19 protein-coding genes are annotated in these 14823 nt (G+C 60.9%); 10 read left to right on the forward strand and 9 right to left on the reverse strand.

All coding sequences use genetic code 11. The annotated features are described in order from the left end of the window. The gene (locus ACRECS_RS14835; RefSeq protein ID WP_431583723.1) at window positions 1–519 is read right to left on the reverse strand and encodes a hypothetical protein; all 519 of its coding nucleotides are present in this window, start codon (window positions 517–519) and stop codon (window positions 1–3) included. A 142-nt stretch (window positions 520–661) separates the two neighbouring features. Next, window positions 662–1168, reverse strand: a complete 507-nt coding sequence (locus ACRECS_RS14840) for a hypothetical protein (protein WP_431583724.1) — start codon at window positions 1166–1168, stop codon at window positions 662–664. Window positions 1169–1701: 533 nt separating this feature from the next. Between ACRECS_RS14840 and ACRECS_RS14845 the strand changes: the two genes are divergently transcribed. The 4 genes from ACRECS_RS14845 (at window position 1702) to ACRECS_RS14860 (ending at window position 4890) form a co-directional block, all read left to right on the forward strand. Next, window positions 1702–1893 (forward strand): hypothetical protein, encoded by a 192-nt coding sequence (locus ACRECS_RS14845; RefSeq protein ID WP_431583725.1) that lies wholly within the window; start codon window positions 1702–1704, stop codon window positions 1891–1893. Window positions 1894–1979: 86 nt separating this feature from the next. Then, window positions 1980–3080 (forward strand): redox-regulated ATPase YchF, encoded by a 1101-nt coding sequence (gene ychF, locus ACRECS_RS14850; RefSeq protein ID WP_431583726.1) that lies wholly within the window; start codon window positions 1980–1982, stop codon window positions 3078–3080. Window positions 3081–3131: 51 nt separating this feature from the next. Continuing rightward, the gene (locus tag ACRECS_RS14855; RefSeq protein ID WP_431583727.1) at window positions 3132–4397 is read left to right on the forward strand and encodes an ectonucleotide pyrophosphatase/phosphodiesterase; all 1266 of its coding nucleotides are present in this window, start codon (window positions 3132–3134) and stop codon (window positions 4395–4397) included. Window positions 4398–4440: 43 nt separating this feature from the next. Continuing rightward, window positions 4441–4890 (forward strand): MaoC family dehydratase, encoded by a 450-nt coding sequence (locus ACRECS_RS14860; protein ID WP_431583728.1) that lies wholly within the window; start codon window positions 4441–4443, stop codon window positions 4888–4890. 10 nt (window positions 4891–4900) lie between these two features. On the opposite strand, the gene ACRECS_RS14865 is transcribed toward ACRECS_RS14860, so the two are convergent. From ACRECS_RS14865 to petA, 5 genes are all read right to left on the reverse strand, one after another. After that, window positions 4901–5458 carry a hypothetical protein gene (locus ACRECS_RS14865; protein WP_431583729.1) on the reverse strand — a complete coding sequence of 186 codons (558 nt, stop codon included), beginning with the start codon at window positions 5456–5458 and terminating at the stop codon, window positions 4901–4903. Window positions 5459–5556: 98 nt separating this feature from the next. Further along, window positions 5557–6111: an adenine phosphoribosyltransferase gene (locus ACRECS_RS14870; protein ID WP_431583730.1), complete on the reverse strand. Its 555-nt coding sequence runs from the start codon at window positions 6109–6111 to the stop codon at window positions 5557–5559. Between the two features lie 2 nt (window positions 6112–6113). Beyond that, window positions 6114–6977 (reverse strand): cytochrome c1, encoded by an 864-nt coding sequence (locus ACRECS_RS14875; RefSeq protein ID WP_431583731.1) that lies wholly within the window; start codon window positions 6975–6977, stop codon window positions 6114–6116. A gap of 21 nt (window positions 6978–6998) precedes the next feature. Continuing rightward, window positions 6999–8294 carry a cytochrome b gene (locus ACRECS_RS14880; protein WP_431583732.1) on the reverse strand — a complete coding sequence of 432 codons (1296 nt, stop codon included), beginning with the start codon at window positions 8292–8294 and terminating at the stop codon, window positions 6999–7001. A 10-nt stretch (window positions 8295–8304) separates the two neighbouring features. Further along, window positions 8305–8889 (reverse strand): ubiquinol-cytochrome c reductase iron-sulfur subunit, encoded by a 585-nt coding sequence (gene petA / locus ACRECS_RS14885; protein WP_431583733.1) that lies wholly within the window; start codon window positions 8887–8889, stop codon window positions 8305–8307. 182 nt (window positions 8890–9071) lie between these two features. Between petA and ACRECS_RS14890 the strand changes: the two genes are divergently transcribed. From ACRECS_RS14890 to ACRECS_RS14900, 3 genes are read left to right on the forward strand one after another with little or no spacing between them, the layout of a single operon-like run. After that, entirely contained in the window at window positions 9072–9521 is a 450-nt protein-coding gene (locus ACRECS_RS14890) for a tRNA (cytidine(34)-2'-O)-methyltransferase (protein WP_431583734.1), read from the forward strand. Window positions 9522–9538: 17 nt separating this feature from the next. Beyond that, window positions 9539–10384 (forward strand): oxygen-dependent coproporphyrinogen oxidase, encoded by an 846-nt coding sequence (gene hemF / locus ACRECS_RS14895; protein WP_431583786.1) that lies wholly within the window; start codon window positions 9539–9541, stop codon window positions 10382–10384. Further along, window positions 10375–10983, forward strand: a complete 609-nt coding sequence (locus tag ACRECS_RS14900; protein WP_431583735.1) for a GNAT family N-acetyltransferase — start codon at window positions 10375–10377, stop codon at window positions 10981–10983. The genes hemF and ACRECS_RS14900 overlap by 10 nt, the downstream gene beginning before the upstream one ends. Here the strand turns inward: ACRECS_RS14900 and ACRECS_RS14905 are convergent. Both ACRECS_RS14905 and ACRECS_RS14910 read right to left on the reverse strand, forming a co-directional pair. Next, a complete protein-coding gene (locus ACRECS_RS14905; protein ID WP_431583736.1) occupies window positions 10938–11705 on the reverse strand; it encodes a hypothetical protein in 768 nt (255 codons plus the stop codon). The genes ACRECS_RS14900 and ACRECS_RS14905 overlap by 46 nt on opposite strands. Window positions 11706–11748: 43 nt before the next feature. Then, window positions 11749–12573, reverse strand: coding sequence for a hypothetical protein (locus ACRECS_RS14910; protein ID WP_431583737.1), 825 nt, complete (start codon window positions 12571–12573; stop codon window positions 11749–11751). 87 nt (window positions 12574–12660) lie between these two features. Here ACRECS_RS14910 and lipB point away from each other — a divergent pair, with 87 nt between their 5' ends. From lipB to ACRECS_RS14925, 3 genes are all read left to right on the forward strand, one after another. Next, entirely contained in the window at window positions 12661–13350 is a 690-nt protein-coding gene (gene lipB, locus ACRECS_RS14915) for a lipoyl(octanoyl) transferase LipB (protein ID WP_431583738.1), read from the forward strand. Between the two features lie 89 nt (window positions 13351–13439). Further along, the gene (locus tag ACRECS_RS14920) at window positions 13440–13706 is read left to right on the forward strand and encodes a hypothetical protein (RefSeq protein WP_431583739.1); all 267 of its coding nucleotides are present in this window, start codon (window positions 13440–13442) and stop codon (window positions 13704–13706) included. Window positions 13707–13905: 199 nt separating this feature from the next. Further along, entirely contained in the window at window positions 13906–14595 is a 690-nt protein-coding gene (locus tag ACRECS_RS14925; protein ID WP_431583740.1) for a hypothetical protein, read from the forward strand. Window positions 14596–14823 lie beyond the last annotated feature (228 nt).

The raw sequence follows: 14823 nt of genomic DNA on the forward strand, positions 1-14823 counted from the left end.
CTATTGAACAATGATGGGAGATGAAGTGTAAAAATCAATTTCAAGTGAGCATGCGGGAAATCCCGGCAGGCTGGGAACATTCCCGACAGTTGGCGGGACGTAAGCATGGTTTGGGTTAGACCATGAAAACATTATATTACTGGCCCCACATTTTTCATTCATGGAAAAGAGAGATAATCGAGTAGCTTCGAGCCTATCTATTTTTCCCGATGTAGCAGACAAGAATCTGAAAAATATGGGAACAGTGAATACCCTGCAACTCACGACACTATCAACCTGAATAACTCCAGGGCTTGCCGACAGCACCTTCCCATTCAATGTAAATGGGCATCCGGGGTTGCCGGGACCACCCGCCCCCGGTCCCGGTCCCGGTGGGCCATTATTGATTAATATCCCAGCTATCGTTATGTTGGTACCGGGTGCCGGCGAAACAATATTCTGAGCCGCCACAGGCATAACGATCGCAACCATGCAGACCGGAGCAAGTGCCAACACGGCAATCTTCGTAATCTTTTTCATGTTCGGTATCCTCTTCCTATGCATGATCGACAACAATATTACGAATAGAGCGAAGGATATGGACAACGCGGCATGACACATGCCACACTGTCCGGTAGGGCATTTGATAACAATTTCTCACACCATTGCTTTTAATTATCTACTAAACAGTAATGCCCGGAGAGAAGATGAAATCAATTTTGAAATTACATGCCCCAGATGCAGGCGGTATATTTCCAGTGGTTTGCGGAACATGAGCATCTTGTGGATTTGTCCACGTATACTGCACATTAGTCGCACCACATTTTAAAGTCGGGAGCAATGGAGACAGGCCAATAGCCTCTAGTCGATCTATCTTTCCCGTTGTTGCAGTGGTGAATCTAAAAAAAATCGGAACAGTAAATACTTTGCAACTCACGACAGTGTCTATCTGAATAACACCGCGAGTTGCGGTTAGAATCTTACCATACAGCGTGAATGGGCAACCGGGGTTACTCGCGCCACCCATTATGGGACCTGACCCGAGGCCGCTGCTGGTCATTATTCCCAATATCATGATATTGGTACCAGGTGGCGGCGAAACGATGTTCTGCGCTGCCGCAGGTGTAACGGCCGCAGCCATAAAGACCGGCGCGAGTGCCGAAACAGCAATCTTTGTGATCATTTTCATGCTCAACATCCTCTTCCTATGGGTAGTTGATAACGAGATCTCCTTGTGGCGCTCCTGCGTCATGATTGACCGCACATTGATCATTGCGTTCCATATATATTCCGACGTACACAATCCACACGTAAGCAAGATAATGGCCGTCAAATGATGATCGGGACCAAAGAGGGGTACTCTGCCCTGCTGATCTTCAAAAGATTCTTTCGACTCGATCGTTGTTTATTATCTCATGGCTATAACGATTTGTCGAATCACTAAAACTGCGTTCAACCAGAATTAGAACTGACGATCAATTAACTAGATTTTCCAGTGCAGACTCCGCCTAAGCTTCTGTCCATTGCTTTCCACATAGCTTCGACGAGGGTCGATTGGCGGACGATGATCAAGATGACGCTGACGAGAGTTCGCATCTCTCCGTTCAAGCCGGAGCTCTCTGCTGAATCCGGCAGTCGCCTCGATCGATGTTAAGGCGGATCGCTGCGATTTCGGATATAGTCGCCTTTGCCGGGGCCAACGACTCGAACAAGGATTCGACTATGCTGTTGGACGATCGTGAATATCACGAGCAACGCGCACAGGCGGAAACGATCCGCGCCCATAGCGCGGTCGATCCCTCGGTCGCCCGAGTTCATCTGACTCTGGCGAAGATGCACGAGGAACGCGCCACCGGCATGTCCATCACCGACGTGCGGTCCGGAGAGATGAAACAACCGATCGCCGCCCTGTAACGCAGCACTGGCGCTCGACGTCCGAACCCCCTATCGCGCGTCACCAACCGCCGGGTGGACCGGCTTCAGACGATCAAGGCGATAAGATGGGTTTTCGGTGCGGTATCGTGGGCTTGCCCAATGTCGGCAAGTCGACGCTGTTCAACGCGCTGACGGAGACGGCCGCGGCGCAGGCGGCAAATTATCCGTTCTGCACGATCGAGCCGAATGTCGGCAATGTCGCGGTGCCCGATCCGCGGCTCGACAAGCTTGCGGCAATCGCGGGTTCGGCCAAGATCATCGAGACGCAGCTCGGCTTTGTCGACATTGCCGGCCTGGTGCGCGGTGCGTCGAAGGGCGAGGGTCTCGGCAACCAGTTTCTCGGTAACATCCGCGAGGTCGACGCCGTGGTCCATGTGCTGCGCTGCTTCGAGAATGGCGATGTGACTCATGTCGAGGGCAAGGTCGATCCGATCGCCGATGCCGAGACGGTCGAGACCGAATTGATGCTGTCCGACCTGGAAAGCCTGGAAAAGCGCGTGCCCAATTTCGCCAAGAAGGCGGCGCAGGGTGACAAGGAAGCCAAGATCGCGGTGTCAGTGCTCGGCCAGGCGCTTGAGCTGCTGCGCGAAGGCAAGCCCGCACGTCTGACCGTACCGAAGGATGAGGAAGAAGCGCGCGTTTTCGCGCAGGCGCAGTTGCTCACCTCCAAGCCGGTTCTGTACGTCTGCAATGTCGATGAGGGCGATGCGGCGAATGGTAACGCATTGTCGGCACGCGTGTTCGAAAAGGCCAAGGCCGAGGGTGCCGAAGCCGTGATCGTCTCGGCGGCGATCGAGGCCGAGATCGCCACCATGGCGCCGGAAGAGCGCGGCGAATTCCTTGCCGAGCTGGGCCTGGAGGAAACCGGCCTCGCCCGTGTGATCCGCGCCGGCTATTCGCTGCTCCATCTGATCACCTTCTTCACCGTCGGGCCGAAGGAAGCGCGGGCCTGGACCGTGCATGTCGGGGCCAAGGCACCGCAAGCGGCGGGCGAGATCCACACCGATTTCGAACGCGGCTTCATCCGCGCGGAGACGATCGCCTATGAGGACTATGTCGCGCTCAGCGGCGAAAGCGGCGCGCGCGATGCGGGCAAGCTGCGCTCCGAGGGCAAGGAATACGTCGTGCAGGATGGCGATGTGATGCTGTTCCGCTTCAATGTCTGAAACCCTGTCTGATGTCATATGGGTGACGCAGGATTGACGCAGGGGGCTGGTATGCACTGGATAAGCCGTATCGCTGCCGCCGCTCTGTGCGTGGCCCTTCAGGCCTGCGTCACTGCCCCGGCCCATTCGCCGGCGCCTGCCGTTGCCATCGAAGTGCGCGCGCCAGTGACGATCCTGGTATCGATCGACGGCTTCCGTTCCGATTATCTGACGCGCGGCGTGACGCCGGTGCTGTCGAAGCTGGCGACGGATGGGGTGACGGCGCCGATGCGGCCGTCCTTCCCGTCCAAGACCTTCCCCAATCATTATACGCTCGTCACTGGTCTGCGCCCCGACCATAGCGGTATCGTCGCCAACACGATGGAGGATCCGGCCAGGCCCGGCGAGACCTTCACCATGGCGACCGATGATCCCTTCTGGTGGAACGAGGCCGAACCGCTCTGGGTGACCGCTGACAAGGCCGGCATCCGTACCGCGACGATGTTCTGGCCTGGATCGAACGTGTCGATCGGCGGCACGCGTGCGGCGAAATGGCCCAATACAGTGACCGGCGGCACGCGTCCTGATGACTGGCAGCAATTCAACCAGGCGGTGTCGGGTCACCAGCGTGTTGCCGCCGTGCTCGACTGGATGCGCCGTCCGCCGGCGATCCGGCCGCGTTTCGTGACGCTCTATTTCGATACGGTCGATTCGGCCGGCCATCTCTATGGCCCCGACGACAAGCGTACCACCGCTGTCGTCGGCGAGATCGACGCGACAATCGGTGAGCTTGTCGATGGACTGAAGGCGCTCGGCCAGCCCGTCAATCTGGTGATCGTCGCCGATCATGGCATGGCGGCGACCAGCCGCGAGAGGGTCGTGGCGCTCGACAAGATTGCCGACCCGGCCGATTATCGCGTGGTCGAGTCCGGACCCTATGCCACGCTCGCCGCCATTCCCGGGCATGAAGCGGCACTGGAAAAGCGGCTGCTCGCGCCGCACGACCATCTGCAATGCTGGCGCAAGGCGGAGATCCCGGCGCGTTTCGCCTATGGCACGAACCCGCGCATACTTCCCTATCTCTGCCTTGCCGAGACTGGCTGGCTCATCAACAAGAACGGACCGACCCAGAGTTCCGAAAGCGGCAACCATGGCTATGACAATGCCGACCCGGTCATGGCGGCGCTGTTCATCGCCAACGGCCCGGCCTTTGCCAGCGGCCGCGTGCTGCCCGCGTTCGACAATGTCGATATCCAGCCGCTGCTCGCCGGCGTGCTCGGCATTACAGCGCCGCGGGGCGATGGCAGCACAGCGACATGGGATGCGGCCAAGCGTTAAGTTCGGGCTTGCGCGAAGCAAGTTTCATTGCGAAACTGATATCATGCAGTATTTTGAAGACATCGCCGTCGGCGCCAAGGCCAGCTTTGGCAGCTATCAGGTCACCCGCGAAGAGGTGGTCGCCTATGCCGAGAAGTTCGATCCGCAGCCCTTCCATCTTTCCGACGAGGCAGCGGCAAAGACGCATTTCGGGCGGCTTTCCGCCAGCGGCTGGCATACCTGCGGCATGGCCATGTCAATGGTCGTCGCCAATCTGAAGGCCAACAGACAAGCCGGCCTGGGGTCGCCCGGCGTGGACGAGCTGCGCTGGCTGAAACCGGTCTATCCCGGCGATACGCTTCGCTGCGAGACTGAAGTCCTTGAGAAGCGCGCCTCGCAGAGCCGGCCCGAGATGGGCAGCTTCCGCACCAGGATGACAGTGCTCAATCAGGACGATGTGCCGGTGATGACGTTCACCTCGATCGGCCTGGTGCAGACTCGCCCCAAGGCCTGATCAGACCGGCTCAGTTACGCCGGCCGCGACCACCGCCCGGCCGGAATGCGCCGCGATCGCCGCGGCCTTCCGGGCGGAAAGTCTGGCGGTCTCCACCGCGTTGGGCACGGAATTGTTCGCGCGCCCCCTGGCCGCTGCGCACAGCTTGGCGGTCGCCCCAGCGATTCTGGCGATAGTCGCGATTGCCGGCGCCGCGGTCACGGTCGAAATTCTGCCAATTGCCGCGACTCTGACGATGGTCGCCGCGACGGTCGCGACGCCCCTCCCAATAGCGGCGCTGCCCATCGTTCCAGCGATGCGGCCGACGGTTGCGGTCATAAACATAGTAGCCTGTGCCGGGATAATAATAGTCGCCGTACCAGCCATAGCCTCCGCCATACCCGCCACCATAATAGGCGGCGTCGTAATAGCCGCCGTCATATCCGTCATAACCACCATAGCCGCCCGCATTATAGCCAAGCGAGACCCCGTTATAACCATAGCCGTCAGTGCAGCCGCCAAGGCCCATGGCGGCGGCCAGCGCAAAGGCAGCAAGGCCGATCCTGCGGCCGATCCGGGGTGAAAACATCGCCACTCTCCCGAGCATCATGCGGCAGAATGCACCGCTTGCGATGTAAAACGACGATCCTGCGGGCGTTGTTCCGCCCGCCCGTGGCCCGTCAGCCCTTAATGCCCGTCAAAAGCCACCAGCGAGGTGACATGGATACCATCGGCGCGCAGCGCGTCGGCACCGCCCAGATCGGGCAGGTCGACCAGGAACTGCGCTTGCGTCACGATCGCGCCTGCCTTGCGCAACAGGCGCACCGCGGCCCGCGCCGTGCCGCCGGTCGCGATCAGATCGTCGATCAGCAGGACGTTGGCGCCGGGGGTGCAGGCATCGGCATGGATCGCAATCCGGTCAGTGCCATATTCGAGCGCATAGTCCTCAGCGATCGTGGCGCCGGGCAGCTTGCCGTCCTTGCGGATCAGCAGAACGCCGGCCCTGAGCGGCAGCGCAAGTGCCGCAGCAAACAGGAAGCCCCGTGCCTCGATCCCCGCGACCAGATCGACCTTGCCGCTGGTGGCTGCGGCCATACGCTCGACGCTTTGCGCGAGGCCATGAGCATCGAGCAAAAGGGTCGTGATGTCGCGAAACATGATCCCCGGCTTCGGAAAGTCGGGGATCGTGCGGATCAGCGCCTTCAGGTCGTCATTGGCAGCGTTGGGGGTGCTGTTAGACACCCTCAATGCTTAACGTTGCGCCAGACATTCTGGTACGCGCCCCACGCAAGGACGCAGAAGACCAGCAGGAAGCCGATCACCGCAAAGCCGGTCTCGCGACGCGCCGTGAGCTTCGGTTCGGCGGTCCAGGTCAGGAACGCCGCGACGTCCTGAGCCATTTGCGGGACGGTCGATCGCGTGCCGTCGAGATAGGCAACCTGGCCCTCGGCGGTCAGCGGCGGCGCCATCGCGAGATTGAGGTTCGCGAAATAGGGATTGTAGTGCAGCCCCGGCGGCGTCTTCGAATCGGGGAAATGCTTGAGCAGCTCTGCGGGCTGGTTCTGGAAGCCGGTCAGTAGCGCATAGACATAGGCCGAGCCGTCATGGCGCGCCTTGGTCATCAGCGACAGGTCGGGCGGGATCGCGTTGTTGTTCGCGGCGCGCGCGGCGACGTCGTTGGCGAACGGCGACGGGAAGCGATCCGACGGGATGCCCTTGCGCGTCGATGCTTCGCCGGTGTCCGGGTTGATCGACGGGATCGTGTCGAAGCTGGCGGCGAAGTTCTTCACCTGCGCTTCGTTGTAGCCGATGCCCTCAAGGTCGCGGAAAGACACCAGGCGGAGCGAATGGCACGCCGAGCAGACTTCCTTATAGACCTGCAGGCCGCGCTGCAGCTGCCGGTTATCATATTTACCGAACACGCCATCAAAAGAGAATTCTATCTCTCTCTTTTGCTTTTTGCTGTCTTGATCTGGATGCAGATGAAATTCATGCTCGGCGGTCGCCGCCGGCGGATCGGTGATCACGCCATAAACGGAGCTGCCCAGTGCGAGCAGGAGCACACCGGCAAAGGCGGCCCCGACGAGCAATGCGATGAAGCGAACCATGTCGATATCCCTCTTGTTCGCTTACGCCAGCGCGGACTTGGCTGGGCTCTGGGCTGGGCTGGTGCCGCCATGCTTCGACAACACCGCTTCGGTGATCGAATTGGGCAGCGGCCGCGGCCGTTCGGAGCGCGCGATCATCGGCATGATGATCAGGAAGTGGGCGAAATAATAAGCGGCGCAGATCTGGCTGAGGATCACATAGACCGGGTCGGCCGGCGAACCGCCGCAATAGCCCAGGATCAGGATGTCGAGCATCAGGATCCAGAAGAAAACGCGATAGGTCGGCCGGTAATTGGCCGAACGCACCGGCGAGCTGTCCAGCCAGGGCAGGAAGAACAGCAGCAGGATTGAGCCGAACATCGCCAGCACGCCCCACAGCTTCGCCGGGAGGATGAAGTCGACGGTGAAGGCGCGCAGGATCGCATAGAATGGCCAGAAATACCATTCGGGCACGATGTGCGCCGGCGTCGAGAGCGGGTTGGCCGGGACGTAATTGTCCGGGTGCCCGAGATAATTCGGCGCGTAGAACAGGAGCACAGCGAAGATCAGCAGGAAGATGCCGAGCCCGAAGCCGTCCTTCGCCGTGTAATAGGGGTGGAACGGCACGGTGTCCTGTTCGCCCTTCACTTCCACGCCGGTCGGATTGCTCGATCCCGGAATATGGATCGCCCAGATGTGCAGGATGATCACGCCCGCGATCACAAACGGCAGCAAGTAATGGAGCGAGAAAAAGCGGTTCAGCGCGGCATCGTCCGGCGCAAAACCGCCGAGCAGCCAGACGCGGATCGTTTCCCCGACCACAGGTATCGCCGAGAAGAAGCCGGTGATGACCTGCGCACCCCAGAAGCTCATCTGACCCCAGGGAAGCACATAGCCCATGAAGGCAGTCGCCATCATCAGCAGGAAGATGACCACGCCGAGCAGCCATACCATCTCACGCGGCGCCTTGTACGAGCCGTAATAGAGCCCGCGGAACATGTGGACATAAACCACGATGAAGAACATCGACGCGCCATTGGCGTGCGCATAGCGCAGCATCCAGCCGCCATTGACGTCGCGCATGATGTGCTCGACCGAATCGAACGCCACGCCGCCATTCGCCGCATAATGCATGGCGAGGACGATGCCGGTGATGATCTGGATACCAAGCGCGGCACCGGCGAGGACGCCGAAGTTCCAGAAATAATTGAGGTTGCGCGGCACGGGATAGCCCGCACCGACGGCGTTGTAGACGAGACGGGGGAGCGGCAGCCGTTCGTCGACCCACTTCATCAGTGGGTTGGTCGGCGCATAATGCTTGGCCCAGGGAAAGCTCATATCTGGATCCTCAACCGACGACGACCGTCGTGTCCGACGAGAAAGTGTAATCCGGCACGTGCAGATTGGTGGGCGCCGGACCCTTGCGAATGCGGGCGGCAGTATCATAGGCCGAGCCGTGGCACGGGCAGAAATAGCCGCCGAACGGCCCCTTGATCTCACCCTCGCCCGCGCCCAGCGGCACGCAGCCGAGATGGGTGCACACGCCCAGCGTGATCAGCCAGTTCTTATGGCCTTCCTTGGTGCGCTCGGCGAGCGTCTGCGGGTCGCGCAGCGTCTTGACGTCGACCGCGTCGGCCTCGGCAATTTCCTTCGGCGTCAGATTGCGCACGAATAGGGGCTGCTTGCGGAACGAGGTCTTGATCGCCTGACCCGGAACGATCTTCGACAGATCAATTTCGGTGGTCGATTGCGCGAGCACATCGGCCGACGGGTTCATCTGGTTGAGCAGCGGCAGCACGGTGACCGCGCCGCCGACACCGATCCAGGCGACCGCTGCGATATTGATGAAGTCACGGCGACGCGGGTCATCCACATGTTCGTGGAAAGGAGCCGGGTCTTCCCCGGGCGGCACCGCGGTATCAACAATTGCCATTCACTTGCCCTTGCACTTCTTGACCCGTTCGAACGGTGGCGAGGCGTCGTGCAGAAAGATTGCCCTCAGCCCGCCTGTCCCGTCCCCACGGAGGCTGGCGGCCTGATAGACGCGAGCGGACGGCTTTGCCAACTGCATTTTAGGCTTGTTGCGACAGTGACGAGGTTGGATATGCGCGAAACATGCGCATTGCCTTCTATCAACCCGATATCGCCGGCAATGTCGGCACGATTCTGCGCACTGCGGCGTGCCTAGGCGTCGGCGTCGATTTGATCGAGCCGATGGGATTCGCATTCTCCGATCGCGCCCTTGGGCGGGCCGGGATGGATTATGTCCCCGCTGCAATCGTGACGCGCCATGCCGACTGGATCGCGTTCGAGGCGCAGGTGACCGGCAGGATCGTCCTGTTAACGACGCGCGGCGGAGAACGCCTCGATACGGTGCGATTCGACGCTAATGATGTGCTGCTGATGGGATCGGAAGGCAGCGGCGTTCCCGCCGATGTGCATGCGCGCGCCGAACTGGCGGTGCGGATACCGCTTGTGCCAGGCATGCGATCCTTGAATGTCGCGGTCGCGACGGGCATCGCGCTCGGCGAAGCATTGCGGCAGACCGGAGGATATCCCGCGTGAGCGAGACTGGCATCGAGATGGCCATCGAGATGGATGGAGAACAGACTCAGGCACGCGGCTGGTTCGAACAGCTGCGCGACCTGATCTGCGCCGAGTTCGAGCAAATCGAGCGCGAGGCCGAATCCGATGCCAGCTTCGAGTATATCGCCTGGGACCGTACTGATCCGTCCGGCGCGCCCGGAGGTGGCGGCGTACGCGGTGTGATGAAGGGCAAGGTGTTCGAAAAGGTAGGGGTCAACGTCTCGACCGTCGGGGGCACATTCGAAGGCGATTTCGCCAAATCAATCCATGGCGCGGACGAGGATCCCAGCTTTTTCGCCACCGGCATCAGCCTGGTCGCGCACATGGCCAATCCGCATGTGCCGGCCGTGCATATGAATACCCGCTTCCTGGTTACCACCAAGCGTTGGTTCGGCGGCGGCGCCGACCTCAATCCCCCGCTCCCGCGCGAGGAGGACACGGCCGATTTCCACGCCACGCTCAAGGCCGCATGCGATGCCCATGACGCAGGCCATTATCCGCGCTTCAAAAAATGGGCCGATGATTATTTCTACATTCCGCACCGCGGCGTGCACCGCGGCGTCGGCGGCATCTTCTACGATCATCTGGAGGGCGATTTCGCCGCCAACTTAGCCTTCGCCCGGGATGTCGGCCGTGCGTTTCTCGATACTTATCCCCGAATCGTGCGGCAGCGCATGAACACACCCTTCGACGATGCGGAGATTGCGGCGATGCTCGCGTGGCGCGGCCGCTATGCCGAGTTCAACCTGGTCTATGATCGCGGCACATTGTTCGGGCTCAGGACAGGCGGCAACATCGATGCAATCCTGATGAGCCTGCCTCCGACGGCCACATGGGCCTGACTCCAGTCCCCAACAGCGAAGTGGCGACGATCGTCACGACGCTGGAGATGCGCAAACGTCCGCCGGCGCGTCCCCTGCCCGACTCCCGCCTTCGGCTGGTCGTGTGGGATCGGCCCGCGCCCGACAAATACCGTGCGCTGTTCCGCCGGGTCGGCGCGCCCTGGCTATGGTTCTCGCGGCTGATCATGGATGATGGCGCGCTGACCCGGATCATCCACGATCCTGATGTCGCCATCTTCGCCGTCGTCGATCCGGCCGGCGTTGAGGTCGGCATGCTCGAACTGGATTTCCGGGAGCCACGCACCTGCGAACTATCCTATTTCGGGCTGGTCCCGGAACTGGCCGGACAGGGCCATGGCCGCTGGCTGATGGCACAGGCGCTGACCCGTGCCTGGATCAAGTGGATCGACCGCGTCTGGGTGCATACCTGCACCCTCGATCACTCGTCGGCGCTGGGCTTCTATCGCAAGTCCGGCTTTGAACCGATCCAGCGCACCGTTGAGACGTTTCCCGATCCGCGCCTCACCGGTGCACTGCCGCGTGATGCCGCGCCTCAGATCCCCATGTTCGACACCGGCCTCGACGCCAATCGCCGGTAAAGCGCCACCTGGATCAGGATCGCAGCCACCACGCCGGCGGACAATATGGCGGCCGTGCCAGCATCGATAATAACCGCAACCACTGGATTGGCCATCGGGGCGCCATCAAGGCTGGTCCCGATCAGCGCCAATGGCAGAGCAAAGAGGAAACCGCCGAAAATGGCGATGCACGCCACCCCGGTCAGCGAAAGCCCCAGCCCCTGCGTGGAGGTCCAGCTGCGACGGAAGGTTGCGAGAATGCCGATCGGCTGCTCAGCGACGAACGCAGGCGTCACGAGCAGCAACCTGCCGGCCAGATACAGGGCCGGGAGAATGAGCAGCGGCGAGGCCTTCACGAATAATTCGAGCGGCAGCGCCAAGAGGATCGCGACAAGGATATAGCGAGGCAGCAGGCGTATGGCTGTTCCCAGAGCCGCCCTGGTGTCCGGCCGATGATTGCCGAGATACAGGATGGTCGCCGCCAGCACCCCGAACAGGGTGATGAGCGAAATCAACACCGGACCCGTGCCATAGGTCAGAAACCATTGCTGGCTGGCCGCTGTATAAGACTGAAGCGCCGCTTCCTTCGCCTCGAATCCCGGGAAAGCCGGCGGCGCCACAAAGGACGGCGTCAGCACAAGAACGGCGAACCGCGGCAGGAAAAAAATCAATCCGGCAATCCGGACCAACAAATCTCGATCGGACTTCCACATTGCCCATGCGTCGGCGAGCACGCCCGCCATATTATTTTTCATTGGAATCCGTTTTTCATGTCACGTCGCGCAATCATACTGATTCAACGATGGCTTCCCGCCGGTCGCGGACCGCCAGGTACAGTTTGGCGCTAAAAGCCGAGTATAGCACGATAAAGGCGGTCGTCACCGCACCGACCAGGACCGATGTCAGCACCGTCGCGACGGAAATATCGCCCTCTCCGCCCATCGCCAGCCGCAGGATCGAGCCGAAGACCAGTTGCGCGGCGATGATCGCGACGCCGGCGACGACGCCGAACAGGATCGTCACGCCGATGATCTTCCACACGATGCCGCGCGTCAGGATGAACGACCGGCGGAACACCCCCACGCCGCGGCGCTCCCAGACGATGACCGGGTAGATCAGGCCAAGGCGCGCGGTGATCCAGCAGCCCGCGACCGTCAGTATCAGGACATAGATGGCGATAAAGCCGGCGACGCCGGGCGGCAGATCCTGCTTGCTCCCCGCTACGGCCGCCGCGAAGTCAAAACCCGCAAGGCCCATCGCCACGCCGATCGGGGCGATCAGAAACACCGAGGCGATGAGCAGCAGCAGCATGATTCCGATCGCCGGTACGACACGTTTGTTGGCCACCTGGATCGCCGCCGGGCGCCCCGCCGCCGGATCGATCGCCAGGGCGATGATCGCGATCTGCCCCCAGAGCGAAATGATCGCCGCGACGTACCAGATGATGTTGATCGCGACCGTCGCCGACGGCGCGGTCCTGGCAAGCGGTTGAAGATTGGATTGCAGGGACAAGGGCAGGAAGATCGCGAACAAGGCGATGGGCACGATCGCCGACAGATTGTCGCTCAGAAATTCGGTCGCGCGATCCCAGACATTACCCATGTTGACCATGATCAGATGCGACTCCCGGGCGCGTCGTTCGCGCTTGCTGTGCTGTTAGCCCAGCCACGCAGCTCTTGCCAATGCTTGCACAAGTGCATGCGCTGGCCCAATTGCACCGATGTGAGTAGCTTTCCCAACCACATCGAATGGCGCGTGGCGCCACAGCCGGTCGATTATGCCACCGCGCTGACTGAAATGGAGGCGCGTGCGCAGGCTGTCGCAAGCGGTACCGCACGCGAACTGGCCTGGCTGCTCGAACATCCGCCAGTCTATACCGCCGGCACCAGCGCCGACCCCACCGAGCTGATCAACCCGCGTTTCCCGGTGATCGATGCGGGGCGCGGCGGGCGTTATACCTATCACGGCCCGGGACAGCGGATCGGCTATATCGTGCTTGACCTCAACCAGCGCGGGCGCGACGTGCGCCGCTTCGTCCATGCGCTTGAAGGCTGGGTGATCGACGCCCTTGGCGTGATCGGGATCGAGGCGTTTCGAGCACCCGGCCGGATCGGCATCTGGACGCTCGATGCGGGGCGCGAGGCGAAAATCGGGGCGATCGGCGTGCGGGTGAAGAAGTGGGTCACGATGCATGGCTTCTCCGTCAACCTGTCCCCGGACCTCTCGCATTTTAGCGGAATCGTCCCGTGCGGACTCCCTGAGTTTCCGGTGACCAGCGCCAGGAACCTCGGAAAACCAACGGATTTTGCAACCTTTGATGCGGCTTTGGCGTTGGGCGCTGACGCGTTCCTTGATACAGTTTCTTCTCGGCGAGAAAACTGGGCTTGAGGCACACCCGTATTAAGTCTAATGTCCACCACGGTTTGGGTATTAAGGTCTCGAGGCCATCCAGATCCATTATCTAGGGAGCTTTCCAAATGCGTGCATTCATCACCAAAGCCATGATCGTTGGCGCGGCTCTGGCGGTTTCGGCCTGCGGCCCGACCACCACGACGACCACCGACAACACGTTGGTTACCGATCTGAACGCCACCGAAGGCATGGACACCATGACCTCGGACAACATGACCGCCGTCGACGGCGCGGGCACCGACAATGGCGCGGCTCTGGCGAACGACACCGTTGTGTCGAACGACACCGTTGTGTCGAACTCGACCACGACCACGACCACGAACGCGATGTAATCAACCCCCGGGTTGTTATGTTCGGGGGCCGTCCGGGAAACCGGGCGGCCCTTTCGATTCCAGTTCCGCATTTCGATGCAGGACATACCATGGTCTCGGGCGGTGTTCCGGCATCTAGGGTATGGAATCATGGTAAAAATGCTTGGGACCGCGGGCAAAAGGCCCTAACCGGTCTGCGTGCGACTGTGAGAGGTTTGTGATGACTGTGGTGCGAATTTTCGTTGCGGCCTTCATGGCCACCGGCATGCTCGCCACAACACCGGCATCCGCGCAATTCTTCATGGCTTCCCGCGATTTCAGTGGTGCGCCGGTGCGCGGCGACGAACCAGGTATCGGGATCGAACTGCCCGGCGCGACCGACGCGGAGCTTCGCGCATCGCTTGTCTGGAGCTTGCGCGCCGCGCTGAATATCTCCGCGCTGCAATGTCAGTTCGAACCGACCTTGCTGACCGTCCCGAACTATAATGCCATGCTGCGCGACCACCGCGACGAATTGAAGACCACCTACGACACACTCAGCAAATATTTCATCCGTATCAACAAGGCCAAAGGGCCCAAGGCCGGCCAGCTGGCACTCGATCAGTTCGGGACGCGCATCTATGGCAGTTTCTCAACCGCGTCGGCGCAATTCGGCTTCTGCCAGACGGCCGCTTCAGTCGGCCGCGAGGCGATTTTTGCGCCGCGCGGATCGCTGCACGAAGTCGCGAGCAACCGGATGCGCTCCTTGCGCAACAGCCTGATCCCTTATGGCGAACAGCGCTTTCCCCGCGGCATGCGCTTCGACCGCCGCATGGTCCTGCCCCGTCTCGACGCGATATGCTGGACCAAACAAGGCATATGGAATCCGAAAAAATGCGGGCCGGATGTCCAATGGGTGACGCGCTACTAGGGATATCGAGCGCCTGTTGCGGCTCAGGTCATGCGCGGGTGCGCGATGACATGCCCAATCCTGTATGAAAGTTGGATCGCCGCAACGGAGCTGCGTGAGCGAGCGACGAGAGATATGGGACACCGGTTGTTGCAGATCTCGTCCGTTGTCGGTCCGACGAGAATCCAATAAATTAATTGTATATCATATACTTAACTTGGAACCATTGCGCTCAGACACGATGATCGG

The organism is Sphingomonas sp., assembly GCF_050725575.1.
GTDB lineage: Bacteria > Pseudomonadota > Alphaproteobacteria > Sphingomonadales > Sphingomonadaceae > Sphingomonas.

Bases quoted from the DNA above. Each gene is read 5' to 3' on its own strand.
- ACRECS_RS14925 (WP_431583740.1), top strand. From the start codon at position 13,906: ATGACTGTGGTGCGAATTTTCGTTGCGGCCTTCATGGCCACCGGCATG.
- ACRECS_RS14840 (WP_431583724.1), bottom strand. From the start codon at position 1,168: ATGAAAATGATCACAAAGATTGCTGTTTCGGCACTCGCGCCGGTCTTT.
- petA (WP_431583733.1), bottom strand. From the start codon at position 8,889: ATGGCAATTGTTGATACCGCGGTGCCGCCCGGGGAAGACCCGGCTCCT.
- ACRECS_RS14875 (WP_431583731.1), bottom strand. From the start codon at position 6,977: ATGGTTCGCTTCATCGCATTGCTCGTCGGGGCCGCCTTTGCCGGTGTG.
- ACRECS_RS14835 (WP_431583723.1), bottom strand. From the start codon at position 519: ATGAAAAAGATTACGAAGATTGCCGTGTTGGCACTTGCTCCGGTCTGC.
- lipB (WP_431583738.1), top strand. From the start codon at position 12,661: ATGCGCTGGCCCAATTGCACCGATGTGAGTAGCTTTCCCAACCACATC.
- ychF (WP_431583726.1), top strand. From the start codon at position 1,980: ATGGGTTTTCGGTGCGGTATCGTGGGCTTGCCCAATGTCGGCAAGTCG.
- ACRECS_RS14905 (WP_431583736.1), bottom strand. From the start codon at position 11,705: ATGGCGGGCGTGCTCGCCGACGCATGGGCAATGTGGAAGTCCGATCGA.
- ACRECS_RS14865 (WP_431583729.1), bottom strand. From the start codon at position 5,458: ATGTTTTCACCCCGGATCGGCCGCAGGATCGGCCTTGCTGCCTTTGCG.
- hemF (WP_431583786.1), top strand. From the start codon at position 9,539: ATGGCCATCGAGATGGATGGAGAACAGACTCAGGCACGCGGCTGGTTC.
- ACRECS_RS14890 (WP_431583734.1), top strand. From the start codon at position 9,072: ATGCGCATTGCCTTCTATCAACCCGATATCGCCGGCAATGTCGGCACG.
- ACRECS_RS14900 (WP_431583735.1), top strand. From the start codon at position 10,375: ATGGGCCTGACTCCAGTCCCCAACAGCGAAGTGGCGACGATCGTCACG.
- ACRECS_RS14845 (WP_431583725.1), top strand. From the start codon at position 1,702: ATGCTGTTGGACGATCGTGAATATCACGAGCAACGCGCACAGGCGGAA.
- ACRECS_RS14855 (WP_431583727.1), top strand. From the start codon at position 3,132: ATGCACTGGATAAGCCGTATCGCTGCCGCCGCTCTGTGCGTGGCCCTT.
- ACRECS_RS14860 (WP_431583728.1), top strand. From the start codon at position 4,441: ATGCAGTATTTTGAAGACATCGCCGTCGGCGCCAAGGCCAGCTTTGGC.
- ACRECS_RS14880 (WP_431583732.1), bottom strand. From the start codon at position 8,294: ATGAGCTTTCCCTGGGCCAAGCATTATGCGCCGACCAACCCACTGATG.
- ACRECS_RS14920 (WP_431583739.1), top strand. From the start codon at position 13,440: ATGCGTGCATTCATCACCAAAGCCATGATCGTTGGCGCGGCTCTGGCG.
- ACRECS_RS14910 (WP_431583737.1), bottom strand. From the start codon at position 12,573: ATGGTCAACATGGGTAATGTCTGGGATCGCGCGACCGAATTTCTGAGC.